This window comes from Hoeflea sp. TYP-13 (genome assembly GCF_040932035.1).
Classification (GTDB): domain Bacteria; phylum Pseudomonadota; class Alphaproteobacteria; order Rhizobiales; family Rhizobiaceae; genus Hoeflea_A.
In genome coordinates, this window is sequence record NZ_JBFRBB010000003.1 from 28,926 (window position 1) to 46,261 (window position 17,336).

The 17,336-nt window shown below is 58.4% G+C and carries 18 protein-coding genes; 7 read left to right on the forward strand and 11 right to left on the reverse strand.

The genetic code is table 11. The annotated features are described in order from the left end of the window. Nucleotides 1-19 precede the first annotated feature (19 nt). From ABVT35_RS17275 to ABVT35_RS17310, 8 genes are all read right to left on the reverse strand, one after another. Nucleotides 20-661, reverse strand: coding sequence for an NTP transferase domain-containing protein (locus tag ABVT35_RS17275; RefSeq protein ID WP_368467962.1), 642 nt, complete (start codon nucleotides 659-661; stop codon nucleotides 20-22). Further along, entirely contained in the window at nucleotides 658-1,503 is an 846-nt protein-coding gene (locus ABVT35_RS17280; protein WP_368467964.1) for an XdhC family protein, read from the reverse strand. Before ABVT35_RS17280 ends, ABVT35_RS17275 begins: the two co-directional genes overlap by 4 nt. A gap of 11 nt (nucleotides 1,504-1,514) precedes the next feature. Next, nucleotides 1,515-2,708 (reverse strand): VWA domain-containing protein, encoded by a 1,194-nt coding sequence (locus tag ABVT35_RS17285; protein ID WP_368467966.1) that lies wholly within the window; start codon nucleotides 2,706-2,708, stop codon nucleotides 1,515-1,517. Then, the gene (locus ABVT35_RS17290; RefSeq protein ID WP_368467968.1) at nucleotides 2,708-3,586 is read right to left on the reverse strand and encodes an AAA family ATPase; all 879 of its coding nucleotides are present in this window, start codon (nucleotides 3,584-3,586) and stop codon (nucleotides 2,708-2,710) included. Before ABVT35_RS17290 ends, ABVT35_RS17285 begins: the two co-directional genes overlap by 1 nt. 73 nt (nucleotides 3,587-3,659) lie before the next feature. After that, on the reverse strand, nucleotides 3,660-6,083 hold the full coding sequence (locus ABVT35_RS17295) for an aerobic carbon-monoxide dehydrogenase large subunit (RefSeq protein ID WP_368467970.1): 2,424 nt from the start codon (nucleotides 6,081-6,083) through the stop codon (nucleotides 3,660-3,662). Further along, entirely contained in the window at nucleotides 6,080-6,571 is a 492-nt protein-coding gene (locus tag ABVT35_RS17300) for a (2Fe-2S)-binding protein (RefSeq protein WP_368467971.1), read from the reverse strand. The genes ABVT35_RS17295 and ABVT35_RS17300 overlap by 4 nt, the downstream gene beginning before the upstream one ends. Nucleotides 6,572-6,601: 30 nt before the next feature. Beyond that, the gene (locus ABVT35_RS17305) at nucleotides 6,602-7,465 is read right to left on the reverse strand and encodes a xanthine dehydrogenase family protein subunit M (protein WP_368467972.1); all 864 of its coding nucleotides are present in this window, start codon (nucleotides 7,463-7,465) and stop codon (nucleotides 6,602-6,604) included. Nucleotides 7,466-7,598: 133 nt separating this feature from the next. Further along, nucleotides 7,599-8,762, reverse strand: a complete 1,164-nt coding sequence (locus ABVT35_RS17310) for an MHYT domain-containing protein (RefSeq protein WP_368467973.1) — start codon at nucleotides 8,760-8,762, stop codon at nucleotides 7,599-7,601. Between the two features lie 544 nt (nucleotides 8,763-9,306). Between ABVT35_RS17310 and ABVT35_RS17315 the strand changes: the two genes are divergently transcribed. Beyond that, complete coding sequence (locus ABVT35_RS17315) at nucleotides 9,307-9,945, forward strand: TetR/AcrR family transcriptional regulator (protein WP_368467975.1); 639 nt, start codon at nucleotides 9,307-9,309, stop codon at nucleotides 9,943-9,945. Between the two features lie 69 nt (nucleotides 9,946-10,014). Here the strand turns inward: ABVT35_RS17315 and ABVT35_RS17320 are convergent, their stop codons facing one another. Next, the gene (locus tag ABVT35_RS17320; RefSeq protein WP_368467976.1) at nucleotides 10,015-11,166 is read right to left on the reverse strand and encodes an acyl-CoA dehydrogenase family protein; all 1,152 of its coding nucleotides are present in this window, start codon (nucleotides 11,164-11,166) and stop codon (nucleotides 10,015-10,017) included. Between the two features lie 199 nt (nucleotides 11,167-11,365). On the opposite strand from ABVT35_RS17320, the gene ABVT35_RS17325 reads away from it, so the two are divergent. From ABVT35_RS17325 to ABVT35_RS17335, 3 genes are all read left to right on the forward strand, one after another. Beyond that, nucleotides 11,366-11,647, forward strand: coding sequence for an SCP2 sterol-binding domain-containing protein (locus ABVT35_RS17325; protein ID WP_368467977.1), 282 nt, complete (start codon nucleotides 11,366-11,368; stop codon nucleotides 11,645-11,647). A gap of 3 nt (nucleotides 11,648-11,650) precedes the next feature. Then, nucleotides 11,651-12,100, forward strand: a complete 450-nt coding sequence (locus ABVT35_RS17330) for a MerR family DNA-binding transcriptional regulator (protein WP_368467978.1) — start codon at nucleotides 11,651-11,653, stop codon at nucleotides 12,098-12,100. Nucleotides 12,101-12,180: 80 nt separating this feature from the next. Further along, nucleotides 12,181-12,852, forward strand: a complete 672-nt coding sequence (locus ABVT35_RS17335; RefSeq protein WP_368467980.1) for an NnrU family protein — start codon at nucleotides 12,181-12,183, stop codon at nucleotides 12,850-12,852. A gap of 12 nt (nucleotides 12,853-12,864) precedes the next feature. Here ABVT35_RS17335 and rirA read toward each other — a convergent pair whose 3' ends face one another. Then, a complete protein-coding gene (gene rirA, locus ABVT35_RS17340; RefSeq protein WP_368467982.1) occupies nucleotides 12,865-13,323 on the reverse strand; it encodes an iron-responsive transcriptional regulator RirA in 459 nt (152 codons plus the stop codon). 287 nt (nucleotides 13,324-13,610) lie between these two features. On the opposite strand from rirA, the gene ABVT35_RS17345 reads away from it, so the two are divergent. Further along, nucleotides 13,611-14,636: a Fe(3+) ABC transporter substrate-binding protein gene (locus ABVT35_RS17345; RefSeq protein WP_368467983.1), complete on the forward strand. Its 1,026-nt coding sequence runs from the start codon at nucleotides 13,611-13,613 to the stop codon at nucleotides 14,634-14,636. Between the two features lie 68 nt (nucleotides 14,637-14,704). On the opposite strand, the gene ABVT35_RS17350 is transcribed toward ABVT35_RS17345, so the two are convergent. Beyond that, nucleotides 14,705-15,646, reverse strand: coding sequence for a rhodanese-related sulfurtransferase (locus ABVT35_RS17350; protein WP_368467984.1), 942 nt, complete (start codon nucleotides 15,644-15,646; stop codon nucleotides 14,705-14,707). A 176-nt stretch (nucleotides 15,647-15,822) separates the two neighbouring features. Here ABVT35_RS17350 and ABVT35_RS17355 point away from each other — a divergent pair, with 176 nt between their 5' ends. After that, entirely contained in the window at nucleotides 15,823-16,467 is a 645-nt protein-coding gene (locus ABVT35_RS17355) for a 2-dehydro-3-deoxy-phosphogluconate aldolase (protein ID WP_368467985.1), read from the forward strand. A 108-nt stretch (nucleotides 16,468-16,575) separates the two neighbouring features. After that, nucleotides 16,576-17,277, forward strand: coding sequence for a tellurite resistance TerB family protein (locus ABVT35_RS17360; RefSeq protein WP_368467986.1), 702 nt, complete (start codon nucleotides 16,576-16,578; stop codon nucleotides 17,275-17,277). The last annotated feature ends 59 nt before the right edge of the window (nucleotides 17,278-17,336 follow it).

Consider the following 17,336-nt stretch of genomic DNA (forward strand, 5'->3'; position numbering starts at 1 on the left):
TTTCCTGTTTACTTGTGTTTCAACCACAGCAGGGTGCGGTGGGAAAGGCAGACTTGAGCGCGCGGCCGTAATCGGCTGCGGTGTCGATGTCACGCACGAAGGCCGAGTTGTTGACGGCGACGGCGCGGACCCTTTCCGGGTGGTTGCCGATCAGCTTGCGGCAACCGGTGTTGAGGCCGCCGCTCGTGGCGGCCGCTATCTGGCTTTGCGGCAGGATGACGGGGTTGCCGCGCTGATCCAGATATTCCGGGACGATGATAAAATCTGCTCCGCTGCTGAAAAACATACGGCTCAGATCGCAATAGTCGCTGGTCTGCAGGTAGGGCATGTCGGCAAGCGCAATCATGACACCCTTTGCCGGCACTTCCCTCTCCTTGAGGGCATGAAGCCCATGGACGACGGAAGACATCTGCCCTGATGCAAAATGCGGATTGAAGCTGACCGACAAATCAAGGCCATCGAGTGCTGCCTCGACTTCGCGTGCATCATGACCGGTCACCACCACGACCTGCCGGAAGCCGGCGTTCATCAGCATCGTAGCCGTGTGCCGGACGAGCGGCTCGCCGCCAAACGGCAGCAAGAGCTTGTTTTCATCGCCCATGCGGCGGGAAAGGCCCGCAGCAAGCAGGACTGCGTCGATGTTCCGGGTCGCGGCGGTCATGGTCCTGCCGCCTTTCTGGTTTCATCGCCGGCTGCGGTCTGATCATCCAGTTGTCCGGCGCGCCGCAGTTCAACAATCTGGCCCATGATCGACAGGGCGATTTCTTCCGGCTCGACCGCCTTGATGTCGAGGCCCGCGGGCGCATGGACGTCATCAAGGCGCTGCGTATGTTCGGGGTCGGTAGAAATCTCCTCAGCCAGAACCTGAAATTTTCGCCGGCTTGCGACCATGCCGATATAGCCTGCATCGGATCCGAGCGCCGCCCGCAGTGCTTCGCGATCCCGCCGTCCCTGTGTCGAAAGGATCAGAGCATCGCCGGGCCCGGCCTCGGCAGCGGCTTCGGAAAAATCATCAAAGCAGACGTCGGCTGCCTGCATCTCGCCGGATTCGTCGCCGGGAGCGCCGGCGATCGTGCGGTAGCCGATGGCCCCGGCAAGTGTAACGAGCGTCCGTGCGATCGGAGAAGACCCGAGAATGATCAGCCGACGGGTGGCTTTCATCGGCTCAAGAAAAACCTCGACCGTGCCGCCGCTGGGACAGGACGATTTGTGCAGGGTCGTGCCATCGGTATCGACCGGCGCAACCACCTCGTCCTTCGGCTTGATGCGGATCAGGACCGGCTCTTGAGTCTCCAGTGCCTTCAGCGCCTGTTTTTTAACAGCGCCGGTCACACAGCCACCGCCGAGAAAGCCATGCAATTCACCATCTTCCGTCACCACCGCCTTTGCACCCGGCTTTGCCGAGGTCGCATCCTTCGTGCGGACGATAGTGGCGACACAGAAGCTTTTGCCGCTCCCGCGAAGCGTTTCGATCAGATCCAGCGTGGTTTCGGACAGTTTCATGTTGCCGTCCCCTAAATCTGCGCCAGTTGCGGTTCGATGGCTGCAAGGCTTTCGAGGGTATTGGCAGCGGCGAAGTGGTCGATATGTGGGCGTGCCGCCTGCATAGCAGCCGTAACGGGTGCATAGTTCTGCCAGCCCAGCAGCGGGTTGAGCCAGACGAGCCGCCTGATGTGTTTTTTCAGCCGCGCAAGTTCCGTGGCGAGTGTTTCAGGTGTGCCCGTGTCATAGCCGTCGCTAAGAATGATTGCGACGGTGCGCGAATTGGCGAGCCGCCTTGCATAGGAACGGTTAAAGACAGCAAGGCTCTCGCCGAGTTTCGTGCCGCCGCCGAAACCCTCCGCCATCAGCGCCAGGCGGGTCATGGCGCGGGCGGAGTTGCGGTCGCGAACAGCATCGGTGACGCGGATCAGGCGGGTGTGGAAGACAAAGGCGTCGGAGTGCATCCAAGAGCAAACGAGACCCTTGACGAATTGCAGGAAGAAGCGGCTGTAATGCTTCATGGAGCCGGACACGTCGAGGAAGACGATGATGTGCACCGGCCTGTCCGGCGTCGTGCGCTTGAACAGCTCGATAGGCTCACCGCCACGCGGCAGAGCCCGGCGGATCGTTCGGCGCAGATCGACGCGCTTGCCATTGTGTGCGGCCTTGTATCGGCGTGACAGGCGGTAACGCATGGCACGAGCAAGGCGCAGGGCCAGCTCCTCGGCGGCTCTGATCTCATCCGGGTCGACGATGTGTTTCAGGTCGGTCTTCTGATTGACCGTGTGGGTCGCCGCGATCAGCCGTCCGGAAGCTTCGCCTGATTTCTCACCGGCAGTCTCGCTTTCGATCTGGGGTGTGTCGCGTCCGGCTCCGGTATGTTCCTGTGTCAGATGATCGCGCCACATCGGAGCATGGCGATCCGGATTTTTGACATGCGGCGAAGTCGTGCGGCGGATATCGGTGCGTATGCGTCCGGATGCCAGCCAGTAGGCTTCGAACAGCTCTTCAAAGCGCAGCCATTCCTCCTTGCAGCCCGACAGCAGGATCTTCAGTTCGAGCCGCACCTTTTCAAGCGGCGGTAACGGGCTGGCGGACAGGAACGCGGCAATGCGTCCGCTTTCCTCGGTACCGACGGTAAAACCGTTCGCCCGCAGATGGTCGATGAAGCCGACGATCCTGTCAGTCAACGTTGCGCTTGCGGTCATGGTCCGGCCGGTCGACATCAGGCAGCCTTTCCTGCCAATCGCGAGACGAGTTCCTTCGGCACGGATTTCAGGTCGGATTCCGTCTTTAACAGGCAGATCATGGTTGCCGTGACCTTGTCGAGGTCCTCATCCAGCGCCTTGAGGCCTAGACCACTGAGGGCTGCTGCCCAGTCCAGTGTTTCAGCAATACCCGGTTTTTTCTCAAGGTCTTCCTTTCGAAGTCCCTGCACAAATCCGATGATTGTACTGGCAAGTTGATCCTCGACGTCGGGCAGTCTTGCCCGAAGGATTGCCAGCTCGCGCGCATGGTCGGGAAAATCGACGTAGGAATAAAGGCACCGGCGGCGCAGCGCGTCGGACAACTCGCGCGTGCCGTTGGAGGTCAGGATGACATAGGGCCGGCTTTTTGCCGAAATCGTCTCAAGTTCCGGAATCGTGATCTGGAAGTCCGACAATATTTCAAGCAGATAGGCCTCGAATTCCTCGTCGGCGCGGTCGATTTCGTCGATCAGAAGCACCGGGCTCTCATCCTGACTGATGGCCTCCAGAAGCGGCCGTCTCAAGAGGAAGTCTTCCGAAAAAATCTGCTTTTCGATGGCTTCGGCGGAGAGATTGTCGTGCTCGCGCGCACGGATTGCCAGAAGCTGTTTCTGGTAGTTCCATTCGTAAATGGTCGCTGTGGCGTCGAGGCCCTCATAGCACTGCAACCGGATCAGCCTGGTGTCGAGCGCGCTTGCCAGTGCCTTGGCGGTCTCGGTCTTGCCGACGCCGGCCTCGCCTTCGAGAAGCAGCGGGCGCTGCAGGGTGAGAGTCAGCTGCAGGGCGGTCGCCAGGGCGTCGTCAGCGACATAGCCGACGGCGGCCAGTTTTGACCCGATATCGGTTTTAATAGTCATAAACAGCTCGCGCGAATAATTGATAAATGTCGCCGCACCGCCGCAAATCAATATCCGGCGGTGCGGCTGCCACTCAGCCGGTCAGGCCGAGTTCTCGCGCCGTCTGCCAAACGCGCCAATGATCATGGGGCATTTGCGTGTGCGTCAGACCCTTGTGGGCAAAGGCGTCGTTGACTGCATTGGACAGGGCCGGAACGCCACCGACATTGGGGCTTTCGCCGACGCCCTTCGCACCGATCGGGTGATGCGGGCTCGGTGTTGTCGTGTGGTCGGTCTGCCAGTTCGGCGTCTCCACCGCGGTCGGCAGGAAGAAGTCCATCAGGCTGCCGCCCTTGACGTTGCCGATTTCGTCATAGGAAAGGTCCTGTCCCATGGCTATGGCAAGCGCTTCGGTCAGTCCGCCATGAACCTGCCCTTCGATGATCATCGGGTTGATGCGGGTGCCGCAATCATCCAGCGCGTAGAAGCTGCGCACATCGGTAACGCCCGTGTCGACATCGACATCGACCACGCAGATATAGGCGCCGAACGGGTAGGTCATATTGGGCGGGTCGTAGTAGGACACTGCCTCAAGGCCGGGTTCCAGTCCGGGAATCGCCTGATTGTAGGAGGCAAAGGCGATTTCCTTCATCGTCTTGTGAGCCTCGGGGTTTCCCTTCACCTGGAAACGGTCGATATCCCATTCGAGATCGCCCTCGTGGACCTCGAGCAGATAGGCGGCAATCATCTGCGCCTTGGCGCGGATCTTGCGGCCGGCCATGGCTGTCGCGGCTCCCGCCACCGGCGTCGAGCGCGAGCCGTAGGTGCCGAGACCGTAGGGCGCAGTGTCGGTGTCGCCTTCTTCCAGCGTGATGTCCTCGGCCGGAATACCGATCTCGCTTGCGAGGATCTGGGCAAAGGTGGTGGCGTGCCCCTGTCCCTGGCTGATCGTGCCCAGCCGGGCGATGGCCGATCCTGTCGGATGGATACGGATCTCGCAGCTGTCGAACATGCCAAGACCGAGAATATCGCAGTTCTTGACAGGGCCGGCGCCGACAATCTCGGTGAAATGGGCAACGCCGATCCCCATCAGCTTGCGGGTCTCACCGCGGTCGAAGGCGGCGCGGTTGTGGGCCTGTTCGTCCCTCAGGGTCTTGTAGCTGACGCTTTCCATCGCCTTTTCCATGGCGGTGTGGTAGTCGCCGCTGTCATATTCCCAGCCGAGCGCCGACTGATAGGGGAACTGCTCCTTCTTGATGAAGTTCTTCATCCGCAGTTCCGCCGGATCCATGTCGAGCTTGCGTGCCAGCACATCGATCATGCGTTCGATGAGATAGGCGGCTTCCGTTACACGGAAGGAGCAGCGATAGGCAACGCCTCCGGGTGCCTTGTTGGTGTAGACGCCGTCAACACCGACATAAGCGACCGGAATATCGTAGGAGCCGGTGCAGATGTGAAAGAAGCCGGCGGGGAACTTGGTCGGATCGGCACAGGCATCGAACGCGCCGTGGTCGGCGAGCACGTGGCAGTGCAGTCCGGTGATCTTGCCGTCTTTTGTGGCCGCAAGCTTGCCGGTCATGTGGTAGTCGCGGGCAAAGGCGGTCGCCGTCAGGTTCTCGATACGGTCCTCGACCCATTTGACCGGCACGCCGGTGACGATGGATGCGACGGCCGAACAGATATAGCCGGGATAAACGCCGACCTTGTTGCCGAAACCGCCGCCGATATCGGGCGAGATCACGCGGATATTGTGCTCCGGTATGTTGGTGATCAGCGAGGCAACCGTACGCACCGCGTGCGGTGCCTGAAAGGTGCCCCAAAGCGTCAGCTTGCCGTTGATCTTGTCCATTGAGGCAACGCAGCCGCAGGTCTCGAGCGGGCAGGGGTGAACGCGCTGATAGGTGATCAGCTCTTCGACCGTCACTTCCGCATCGGCCAACGCCTTGTTGGCGCCATCCTCATCGCCTTCTTCCCAAAGGAAGATGTGATTGTGGTGCTTGCGCGGGCCGTGAGCGCCTTCCATCTTGTCCTTGATATCCTCGCGCAGCAGCGGCGCATCGGCATCGAGGGCCTTGAAGGCGTCGACCAAAACCGGAAGTTCCTCATAGTCGACTTCGACAAGCTCGGCGGCGTCGGCCGCAGCATAACGGTCCTCGGCAACGATGAAGGCGACTTCCTGGTTCTGGAACAGCACCTTTTCATCGGCAAGCACCGCCTGAACGTCGCCGGCAAGGGTCGGCATATAGTGAAGGTTCAACGGTTTCAGGTCTTCCGCTGTCAGAACGGCGACGACGCCGGGAACCGCCAGCGCGGCCTCCTTGTTGATGGATTTGATGCGTGCGTGGCCGTAAGGCGAGCGTACAAAATCACCGAAGAGCATGCCGGGCAGCTTGATGTCATCGACATAGTTGCCCTTGCCTTGCGTAAAGCGGGCATCCTCGACACGCTTGCGCGATGAGCCGAGGCCCTGGAGTTTTTCGACGCGTTCTTTATCGGTGGGTGGGGTCTGGACGTTCATTCTGCAGCCTCCTTGACCGAGAGTTCCTCAGCGGCGGCCTGAATGGCCTTGACGATGTTCTGGTATCCGGTGCAACGGCAAAGATTGCCACTGATGCCGTAGCGGATTTCCTCTTCGGTCGGGTTCGGGTTTTCCTGAAGGAGCCGCCAGGCGCGGGTGATCATGCCCGGGGTGCAGAAGCCGCATTGCAACCCGTGATGCTGGCGGAATGCCTCCTGCACGGCGTGCAGGGTCCCGTCCGCGTGCGCTATGCCTTCGATCGTGGTGATATCGGCGCCTTCGGCCTGGCCGACAAAAACCGTACAGGATTTGACGGACTGTCCGTTGATGTCGACTGTGCAGGCACCGCAATGGCTGGTATCGCAACCGATATGCGGACCGGTGAGGTCCAGCTCTTCGCGCAGGAAATGAATGAGCAGGGTGCGTGGTTCGGCCAGGGCCTCCACCGCCTTGCCGTTAACGGTCATCTTAACGTGTGTCTTTGACATGGAATTCTCCGAATTGACTGTGCGCGCCGATCAGGCGGCGCGGGCATGGGCGGTTTCGATGGCCCGTTTGACCATGATGCCGGCAACATGTGTTCGGTATTCAGAGGGGCCGCGCCCGTCCGATGCGGGGTCGGTTATGGCGCGGGCGGCATCGACGGCCGCATTGACGGCACCGGGGCCGAGATCCGAGCCGATCAGTGCGTTGGAGGCGGCTTCGGCCCAAAGGGGCGTGTCGGCGACGTTGGTCAGCGCGATGGAGGCGCTGGTGCAGCTTCCGCCTGTTACGGACAGGATGACACCGGCCGCTGCCGTTGCGTAGTCGCCGATCTTGCGTTTCTGCTTCTGATAGCTGTAGCCATGCCCTGCCGCCGGTACCGGAATTTGAACCGACGTCAGGATTTCGCCCTCGTCGCGGGCAGTGAAATAGGCCGCCTCATAAAATTCGCGGGCCTTGACCTGCCGAACGCCGCCGTTGCCACGAAGTACATATTCGGCGTCGAGAAGCTGCATGATGGCGGGCATATCGTTGCCCGGATCGCCATTGGCGACATTGCCTCCGAGGGTGCCGACATTGCGGATCTGCGGGTCGGCTATCTGCAGCGATGTCTCGCGCAGGATGGGGCAGGCGGATGCCAGCTCTTCCGACGCAACCAACTGGGTTTGCGTCACTGCCGCGCCGATCTCAATCGTATCGCCGCCGACGGTAATGCCGGACAATTCAGTAATATCCTGAATGTCGATGAGGTGCTCAGGCGTTGCCATGCGCAGCTTCATCATGGGTATGAGGCTGTGTCCGCCAGCCAGAATAAATGCATCGCCGGCATGATCGGCGAGCAGTCCAACCGCCTCGTCAATCGTACGCGGCCGGTGATAGTCAAATGAACCGGGTATCATGAAGTTCCTCCCAAAACTGATGGAGGAATTTGAGCGTCATGGCCGGATAATGGGAATTGCCGCTGCACCAATGAGCGGCATTTTGCACCAACGGTCTATATTTTGCACGAATGGCAGGTTTGCCGTACCGGGCCTAAACGCCAAGCAGGTTTCGCAGATCCTTGGCGCGTGCGCGGCTGACCGGAACTTCGAGCTCCGTGGCCTTGCCGACATAGCAAAAGAGCTGGTCGCCGACCTTTTTCAACCCTTTAATATGCGCCGGATTGACGAGATAACGCCGGTGGGTCTTCAAAAACCGGTTGGCGGGCTGGCTTTTTTCCACCTTTGAGAGCGACCACGGGCAGAACAACGCATCCTCATCGGTGCGGATCTTCGTGTAGTGTCCATCGCTTTCAATCGTCAAAATACGATCGGCATTCATGAACCGGACCGTGCCTTCCTTTTCATAGGGAATGCTGTTCTTGACCGGCTGGGCCATGTTGCCGGCGCGGCTGAGTGCAAGGCTGGGGGCCTTGATCTTCTGTTTGTTCGTTGCGGGCGCATCGGTCGCCGGTGCTGCTTCGGGCGCTGGGTGCGGTTCTTCGGCAGTTTCTTCCATCGGCACGGCCAGGAGCAGAAACAGACCGCAGATGACAAAGGCGCTCAAACTGACCGATATTGCCAGAACCTGCGGATCGAGGGCCGGAATGGGTTCGGCGACAAAATCGGCGGCCTGGGCGAAGGTCGTGTTGATCATGGCGGCGTAATGCATCGCCGAAATCGACAGGCCGAGGACGACAGCTCCAATGACGGTGCGCAGCAGCGAACGGTTGGAATAGGCAAGCCACATGGCGAGTGTCGAGGCGGCAATCGAGATCACGACGGAAAGCACGATGCCCCAAGGCTTGTAAGTCACAATGCAGTTCGCCGAGATGGCCGCCATGCCGGTGTAGTGCATTGAGGCAATGCCGATGCCGGTCAGACTTCCCGATATCAGGATACGCAAATTGGTGCGTTCGCCGAAATGCAGCAGCAGCAGCCCGCAGCCGGTTATCAATATGGCGATGAGCGCGGAACTCAGGGTCAGCAGCGGATCGTAGGAAACAACAAACGGCAGCCTGACCGCAAGCATGCCGATGAAATGCATCGACCAGATGCCGCCGCCAAGCGCAACAGATGCCTGGGCGATTCGCACCTTCCTGCGCGAAATAGGCAGGTTCCTCAGCCCGTTTGTCAGGCGCAGGCAGGTAAACGCCGCCATAATTGCCACGAGCACCGATGCGGCGATCAGAAAGGGAGAGTAGTACACCTCCACCATACCTTGACTTCGTTCCTCCCGGTTGCGCTTCCGTTCCGGCCGGTCGCTGGTCTCATCTGTCTGGCTGTTTTCCCTTTGGTGACTGATGGCGTTTCAGGCGCTGCGTTCTCCGGTTGCGCAGATTGGCCTTATTTGCTGCATCGAGGGGGAATGTCACAGACCGACCCTGTTTAGAGCTGCTCTACTTTCGAGATTACCAACAAGCGCGCGTCAAGAGCAATAGAGCGGGGTGATGGTTTCGAATCAGGTTCGCCGTCTTTGAAGCCGGTGCACCTGCTTTCATAGTTTTGCATTTTTCCCACAGATATAAACATTGCCGTGATGTAGTTCATTTGAGTGCGCGCCATTATTCAGAAATCCGTAATTCGGAATAAGACTCCATAATATCAAAATATTAGAGAGCTTCTTGCTGCCCGGAAGCAACAGTTCAAAGCTGAAGAACAGATATGAATTGCTGATTTCGAATATGTAGATACATCATTTCTATTTGTGGATTTCGACTGCATGTCCTGATAGAACTAAAACATTAGTACGGTGGGGGCGTATGACACACGGGCAGCTACAGAAGACCAATCCACTAATGGCTCCGGGGCGGCGGCTACCCAAGCAGAGCCGTTCGAGGAAAACAGTAGAACTGATACTGGATACAACGCTTGGCATACTGGAACAGGAAGGCTTTTCCGGCGTGACCATGCAGAAAATTGCCGATCAGGCCGGAATCAATGTGGCGGCGGTCTATGGCTATTTTCCAAACAAGCATCACGTCATAGCGGAACTGAACGAACGCATGTTCGCGGCGCGCCATGAATTGCGGGCTCGTCACTATGAAGAATTGCTTCGGCGCGATGGAGACTGGGCCGATAATTTTGCTGATTCTCTACGCGAACTGGCAACATGGCGAAGCAGCCAGCAGAGCCTGGCCGTGCTTCGCAACGCCATGCGCGCCTCACCGTCCCTTTGGCGTTTGAGCCGGGAGAATTTCAACAAATCGGCGGATCAACTCACCCGGTATCTGGAAAAAGCCGACCCCAATTACGCGGGCGATCAAACGGCGCGTGCACGGGTGATTTCCGATTCGATCGTCTCGGTGCTCGACGTGATGCAATTGAGCGGCGATGAGGTGCCGCCATCCATGCTGGATGAGCTGATCGAGATGGTACGCTGCTACCTCAAATCATCATGAGCAAAACCGGCAAGGCTGCGACAAGGCGCGGCAATTCGGCTAATCCAGATTGTGCTCAGCGGGAGCACTTTAAGAACCGGCCGGCAGTGTTCCCTCGAGCTTGCAGATAATACCGAGCATGACCTCGTCGGCGCCGCCGCCGATGGAGGCAAGCCGTCCGTCGCGATAGGCCCGGCTGACCGGATTGTCGGCGGTAAAGCCCATGCCGCCCCAATATTGCAGGCAGGAATCGGCCACTTCCCTGTTGAGCCTGCCGCATTTGAGCTTCGCCATGGATGCGAGTTTTGTCGCGTCCTTGCCGTTTACATAATCCTCGATGGCCCGCCAGGTCAGCGACCGCAACGCCTCCACCTCGGTGCGCAGTTCCGACAGCCGGAAGTGGACAGCCTGATTGTCCAGGATCGACTTGCCGAATGCCTTGCGCTCGCGCGTATATTCGATTGTCAGGTCGATCAGCCGATCCAGCGTTACGAGGGTCGAGGCGGCGCACCAGAGCCGCTCCTCCTGGAACTGCAGCATCTGCATGGTAAAGCCCATACCCTCCTGGCCGACGAGATTGCGGCGCGGAACGCGGACATTGTCGAAAAAGAGCTGGGCCGTGTCGGATGAGTGCATGCCGATCTTGTGGATCTTCTGACGTTCGACACCTTTTGAATCGAGCGGCACGATGATCAGCGACTTGTTCTTGTGCACCGCGCCTTCGCCGGTATTGGCAAGCAGGCAGCACCAGTCAGCCTGCAAGCCGTTTGTGATCCACATCTTGGAGCCGTTGATGACGTAGTCATCGCCGTCGACCGTTGCGGTCGTCTTGATCGCCGCAACGTCCGATCCGCCGCCAGCCTCGGAAACGCCGATGCAGCCTACCAGCTCGCCAGCGATGGATGGCGCCAACCACTCCTTCTTCAGCTCATCGGAGCCAAAACGGTTGAGTGCCGGTGTGCACATGTCGGTCTGGACACCAATTGCCATCGGCACGCCGCCGCAACCGACCTCACCCAACGCTTCGGCCATGACCATGGAATAGGAAAAATCGAGACCGAGGCCGCCGCACTCGGGATCATATTTGACACCGAGCAAGCCGAGCTCTCCAAGCTTTGCGAACACCTCATGCGCGGGAAACTGTTCAGCCTTTTCCCATTCATCGACATGCGGATTTATTTCCGCTTCGATGAATTTCGAGACTGTGTTGCGCAGTTGCTCGTGTTCTTCGGTGAGCTGCATCTTATCCTCCTCGCGGTCCTTAACGTGCCGGCTTTGTGCCTGAATCCGGTGATCGGGCGTGGCCGGCCACTTGCTGCGGCGATCATTTCATTGATTAACGTATACGTCAATTCATTCATCTATGCGAAAACCATTTGCAGCCTGGAGAGTGGATGCGTATATGATGGGTGCAACCACACCAAAGCCAAGGAGTATGGATATGAGTGTTGCTGAAATTGCGGCGTCTATGAAGGACCGTGTTGCTGCCGGTTCATTCGACAAGGTCGTCAAGTTCGATTGCGGCGATGACGGCGTGCTGGTTATCGACAACCAGACTGTCAGCACCGAAGATCAGGAAGCAGACTGCACCATCGGTGTCAGCCTGGAAGACCTGCAGTCGATCATCGCCGGAGAACTCGATCCGACCGGCGCATTCATGCAGGGCAAGCTCAAGGTCGAAGGTGACATGAGTGTTGCCATGAAACTCGGGCAGGTGCTTTAGCCAGTGAGCCAAATTCGTGATGAGGACGGGGCGGGCGCCGCGCAATCAATGGCCTCCGGCAAGACACCTGCTGACGGGCGCGAGCTTTTCGGCATTGCCGATCTTGCCGAGGAGTTTGGCATTACGACCCGCACCATCCGATTTTACGAAAACAAGGATCTCATTCACCCGGCTCGGGTGAATGGGGCCCGTGTATACACAAGGCGCGACCGGGCCCGGCTCGCGCTTATCTTACGCGCCAAGACAATCGGATCGACTTTGGCGCAAATCCGGCATTTCCTCGATCTTTATGGTGAGCATGGCGAAGGCCGCATCGAGCAGCTCGAATATGTCGTCAACGAGACCACCAAGGCCATTGCCGATCTTGAAAAGAAAAAGGCGCTGATCAGCGATACGCTGGAAGAGCTGAAAGTGATCCGCAGAAGCTGCCTCAATCGGCTGAAGGACAGCTGAGCCGAAAGGCCGCAACCTCCACATATTCCTCTTTGGCGTGCCATTCGTTATGACGAAGCCGAATTGAGGTGTCCGTTTCAGTGGCCGAATTTGTTATCGCATTTGTGGTTTTCATAGCATCGCATGTCGTGCCTGCCCGCACGGGGCTGCGTGATTACCTGATCGGCCGGCTCGGAAGGCGGATCTATCTGCTGTTGTACTCGGCTGTTTCAATCCTGCTGCTCTTGTGGCTGATCTGGGCAGCGGCGAAGGCGCCCCATATCGGACTTTGGCCGACGACCGGTCCCACCGTCGTCATCGTCATGGTGATCATGGCCGTTGCGGCGGTGCTTCTGGCATGTGGCGCGAGCCGCGCCAATCCCTTTTCCATTTCGTTCGTCGGGGGACCTGCCGATCTTGAACGGCCGGGCATTTTGGCGCTGACCCGCCATCCTGTCCTGTGGGCATTGTTCCTGTGGGCGCTGGGACATGCCATAACAAACGGCGACCTTGTTGGCGTCGTGATGTTCGGTGCGTTCGCGCTTTTTTGTCTGATCAGCAGGCCGGTCTTGGAACGGCGCGCCCGTCAGCAGATGTCGCCGGCTGAATTCGACAGGCAGGTTGCGGTCAATTGTGGTCCGGTCATGCTGCGGCTGCGCCGAGCCCTGTCAGTCCGATTTATCCTGGAGCTGGGAACCGGCCTCGTGCTCTACGCCCTGATGCTTCACTTTCACGGCGTGCTCATCGGCGTCGATCCGATGGCCTATTTCTAGCGACAGCGGTTCCTACCGGGTGCCCGTCGCGGTTGGCAGGTCGAGACCCAGCCGGCTGCCGATGTTGAAGCGGGCAGCAGACAGATCGGCGATCGTGTGGTGCGAGAGCACTTCAAGGAACGCATTCAACGCTTCACGCCAGGCGGAATTCAGCGCACAACTGTCAACAAGCGGGCATTCGGCGGAGTCGTTTTCAAAGCACTCGGCCATGGCAAAACTGTCTTCAGTCACACGGATGACGTCGAAAAGGCTGATCTTTTCAGCCGGCCGTCCCAGCTTTATGCCACCATTTCGGCCGCGAACGGTCTGAACGATGCCGGCCTTTACCAGGGGCTTCAGAATCTTGAAAAGAAACAGTTCAGAAACACCATAGGCCTTTGCGATTTCAGGGACGCGGCTGAGCTCATGGGGATCGGCTGCACAATACATCAGCATGCGCACGGCATAGTTTGTTTGTTTTGTTACGCGCATTGTCTATTCATCCTGATTGCTAAGGTTGGGTGAAAGACCCAAAATTAGAATCATTCTATAAAATTCGATTTTTTTCGTCAAGTTTTCTGAATTGAAATGCCACAACTTCCGGACAGAAAATCGCGTCGGTGCTTCCCGTTTTACGCTAAATAATCAGCTACTTATTAGAACGGTTATAAACTGGAGCAAAAAAATTGAAAATAATTCTCATCTTTATTGCATTGCGCCGGTAAAATGGAGTAATGGCGTCATGTTAAGCCAATTTTGTATGTATCAAGGGAACCATCATGCACGCCAAATCATTCTACGCAGCCGGGTTGAGTGCCCTGATCGCGGCCACGGTCGGAACGACGGCGATTGCGGCGGAGGTCAATATTTATTCCTACCGCCAACCGGACCTCATTGCTCCGCTTCTGGACGCGTTTACCGAGGAAACCGGCATCAAGACGAATGTTCTCTTCCTTAAGAAGGGTCTGGTCGAACGGTTGAAGGCTGAAGGCGAGAACTCGCCGGCTGACGTGATCATGACGACCGATATCGGCCGCCTGAGCGGTGCCAAATCCGAAGGCGTTACCCAGCCAGTCGAAAATGAAGCAATCAATGGTGCTATTCCCGGCAGCTATCGCGATCCGGAAGGTCATTGGTTCGGTCTGACGACCCGTGGCCGCGTCATTTACGCCTCCAAGGACCGCGTCGACCAGGACACGATCACCTATGAAGAGCTTGCCGATCCGAAATGGAAGGGCAAGATCTGTATCCGCAGCGGGCAGCATGCTTACAACGTTGCTCTGATCGCGTCGATGATTTCCCATCTCGGAGAAGAAAAGGCCGAGACCTGGCTAGCCAGCGTCAAGGACAACCTTGCCCGCAAGCCGGGCGGCAATGACCGTGCACAGGCAAAGGGCGTCTTCGCCGGCGAGTGCGATCTCGGCATCGGCAATACCTATTATGTCGGCCTGATGATGACCAATGAGAAGGAGCCCGAGCAGAAGGAGTGGGCAAATTCGATCAAGGTACTGTTCCCGAACACGGGCGACCGCGGCACCCATGTCAACATTTCCGGCATGGCGCTTGCCAAAAACGCACCCAACCGTGACGACGCCATCAAGCTGATGGAATTCCTGGCAAGCCCCAAGGGCCAGGAGATTTACGCCGAGCAGGTCTTTGAATATCCGGTCGACCCGAACGCAAAGGCGTCGGACATCGTGAATTCGTTTGGAAAGATCAAGCCGGATACGCTCGGGCTTGATGAAATTGCCAAAAACCGCGCCGCGGCTTCCGAGCTGGTCGACAAGGTCGGCTTCAACAACTGATCACTACAGCATGTCCTTGCGGAAACTGGGCGGCTTCAAGCCGCCCTTTTCTGTGCCGGGCCGACGGGTCAGCGTCCGATGTGCGCCTTGCCGCGACTCTGCGCCAGCTCCACCTGTTTTTGCCGCTCGCGGTAACGTTCGCGGTCCTCAGCACTGCGTTCTTCGATGCAATAGGGGCATGAAACGCCGTCTTCATAGGCCGGGTCGTTGGCCTCTTCCGGCGTTAGTGGATGGCGGCAGGCGCGGCAAAGAACATGCTCGCCTTCCTTCAGCCCGTGGGTGACGGAAACACGCTCGTCGAAGACGAAGCAGGCGCCGTCCCATAGGCTCTCGTTTTCGGGAACTTCCTCGAGATATTTCAGGATGCCGCCCTTCAGGTGGAACACGTCCTCGAACCCTTCAGCCTTCATGAATGCGGTTGCCTTTTCGCAGCGTATGCCGCCGGTGCAGTACATGGCGATTTTCGGCTTGTTGTGGAGGCCGGTATTGTTCCTGACCCAGTCCGGAAATTCGCGGAATGTCTTGGTGTGCGGGTCGACCGCGCCGCGGAAAATGCCGATGGCGGTCTCATAGTCGTTGCGCGTGTCTATGACGATCGTGTCCGGATCGGATATGAGGTCGTTCCAGTCCCTGGGCTCAACATAGGTGCCGACACTGGTCAGCGGGTCGATGCCTTCGACGCCCATGGTCACGATTTCCCGTTTCAACCGCACCTTCATGCGATGAAACGGCATTTCTGCCGCTCTGCTTTCCTTGTGCTCCAGGCTTGCCAGTTCCGGTATAGCGCGCAGGAAAGAAAGCACGGCGGCGATATCGTTGTCGCGGCCGGCTATGGTGCCGTTAATGCCTTCTTCGGCCAAAAGCAGCGTTCCCTTGACGCCGTGTTCTTCGCAGAATGCCTGGATCTGGCCTTGCAGGGTCTCAAAGCCCGGCAAGGGCGTGAAATGATACAGCGCCGCGACCAGGAAACCGGTCCGTTCGGTATTATGGATTTCGTCTTTTATAGTCATGGTTCTGGCCATAGCGTTTCTTTAATAGCTGCGCAATCGTTGTTGATGCCGCAGCCTCAAGCGCTATATCGGGCACCATATCACATACTTGCAACGGTGATTTATAGTCGGTGCTGTGGACATAGCAGCCGGTGCGGGTTAATCGGTTGAAATCTATTCCGAGAAAATGGTGTGATATGGGCAAGAAGACCGAAAGACTGGTGTCGATCCTGCAACTGCAACCGGTTGTTCCGGTGCTGGTGGTGGACCGGGTGGCAACAGCCATTCCACTTGCAAGGGCGCTTGTCGAGGGCGGTTTGAAGGCGATCGAGATAACGCTGCGAACCGATGCGGCGCTCGATGCGATCAAAGCGGTGGCCGACGAAGTGGACGGTGCCGAGGTGGGCGCCGGTACCATCCTGAATGCACGGCAGTATGAAGCGGCGGTCTTTGCCGGATCGAAGTTCATTGTCAGCCCGGGAACCACGCAGGAACTGCTTGATGCCGCATCGCGCTCCGACGTGCCTATGCTGCCGGGTGCGGCCACGCCCAGTGAAGTCATGGCGCTGCGCGAGGAAGGCTATGCCGTCATGAAGTTCTTCCCGGCGGAGCAGGCCGGCGGCGCCGCCTATCTGAAATCGCTGTCCTCACCGCTTGCCGGGATCAGTTTCTGCCCTACGGGCGGTATCACACCGGAAAAGGCGAAGGACTATCTGTCGCTGCCAAACGTGATCTGCGTCGGTGGATCATGGGTTGCGCCGAAAAAGCTCGTCGAGGCCGGCGACTGGGCCGCAATCACCGCCCTTGCGGCTGACGCAGCGAAGCTCGCCGTGTCGGACTGACAGCGGCCGGCGTTTTCGCAGGGTTCCGGCAAGAAACAGGTTTGAAACCGCGTTGACGCGTTCTTATCTGGAGCTGGATGGATCCCAGTTTTCGGAAAGGCCGTTCTGATGTTTGACCCCAAAGCTCTTCTCGATCAGTTTCTAGGTTCGAAGGTTCCCGGCACTGACGATACGGTACGCGGCAAGGCCGGTGAGGCCGTTCAGCTGGCAAAGGACAATCCCCTTGCGACCGGTGCAATAGCTGCCGTTCTGCTCGGTACCGGAACGGGACGTTCGATCGCCGGTTCGGCTTTGAAACTCGGCGGCCTGGCTGTTGTTGCCGGTCTCGGCTACCAGGCCTACAAGAACTACAAGGCGGGCAACGCGCCGCAGCAAAGCGCGCCGCCTCAACTGGAAGCCGATATTGTGCCGGAAGCAGAGCGTTCCGGATTCGATACGGATGTCGAAAAGATCGACGATGAATTTGCACTTGCTCTCATGCGCGCCATGATTGCCGCTGCCCGTAGCGACGGACACGTGGATGACGAGGAGCGCGCGCGCATTGCCGACCGGCTTGCCGTTTCAGGTTTGGCCTCCGATGCGCAAGCCTTCATCAATGAAGAGCTTGCAAAATCGTCGCCGCTCGAAGAAATCATCGCGGCCGCGCAAACGGAAGAGCAGAAGGTGGAGCTCTATACCGCGTCGCGGCTTGCCATCGATCCCGATACGCGGGCCGAGCGGGGATATCTGGATATGCTGGCCGGGCGGCTTGGCCTTGCCGAGGGTCTCGTCGATCATATCGAGGCAACGGTCGCAAATGCGGTCGCTTGAACGCTAAGTCCATTTGCCGCTTTGCAATTTCGCTTGCAACTGATTTAAGGTCGCCCTGA

Coding starts and splice junctions, on each gene's coding strand:
- ABVT35_RS17275 (WP_368467962.1), bottom strand. CDS start 661: ATGACCGCCGCGACCCGGAACATCGACGCAGTCCTGCTTGCTGCGGGC.
- ABVT35_RS17280 (WP_368467964.1), bottom strand. CDS start 1,503: ATGAAACTGTCCGAAACCACGCTGGATCTGATCGAAACGCTTCGCGGG.
- ABVT35_RS17285 (WP_368467966.1), bottom strand. CDS start 2,708: ATGTCGACCGGCCGGACCATGACCGCAAGCGCAACGTTGACTGACAGG.
- ABVT35_RS17290 (WP_368467968.1), bottom strand. CDS start 3,586: ATGACTATTAAAACCGATATCGGGTCAAAACTGGCCGCCGTCGGCTAT.
- ABVT35_RS17295 (WP_368467970.1), bottom strand. CDS start 6,083: ATGAACGTCCAGACCCCACCCACCGATAAAGAACGCGTCGAAAAACTC.
- ABVT35_RS17300 (WP_368467971.1), bottom strand. CDS start 6,571: ATGTCAAAGACACACGTTAAGATGACCGTTAACGGCAAGGCGGTGGAG.
- ABVT35_RS17305 (WP_368467972.1), bottom strand. CDS start 7,465: ATGATACCCGGTTCATTTGACTATCACCGGCCGCGTACGATTGACGAG.
- ABVT35_RS17310 (WP_368467973.1), bottom strand. CDS start 8,762: ATGGTGGAGGTGTACTACTCTCCCTTTCTGATCGCCGCATCGGTGCTC.
- ABVT35_RS17315 (WP_368467975.1), top strand. CDS start 9,307: ATGACACACGGGCAGCTACAGAAGACCAATCCACTAATGGCTCCGGGG.
- ABVT35_RS17320 (WP_368467976.1), bottom strand. CDS start 11,166: ATGCAGCTCACCGAAGAACACGAGCAACTGCGCAACACAGTCTCGAAA.
- ABVT35_RS17325 (WP_368467977.1), top strand. CDS start 11,366: ATGAGTGTTGCTGAAATTGCGGCGTCTATGAAGGACCGTGTTGCTGCC.
- rirA (WP_368467982.1), bottom strand. CDS start 13,323: ATGCGCGTAACAAAACAAACAAACTATGCCGTGCGCATGCTGATGTAT.
- ABVT35_RS17345 (WP_368467983.1), top strand. CDS start 13,611: ATGCACGCCAAATCATTCTACGCAGCCGGGTTGAGTGCCCTGATCGCG.
- ABVT35_RS17350 (WP_368467984.1), bottom strand. CDS start 15,646: ATGACTATAAAAGACGAAATCCATAATACCGAACGGACCGGTTTCCTG.
- ABVT35_RS17355 (WP_368467985.1), top strand. CDS start 15,823: ATGGGCAAGAAGACCGAAAGACTGGTGTCGATCCTGCAACTGCAACCG.
- ABVT35_RS17360 (WP_368467986.1), top strand. CDS start 16,576: ATGTTTGACCCCAAAGCTCTTCTCGATCAGTTTCTAGGTTCGAAGGTT.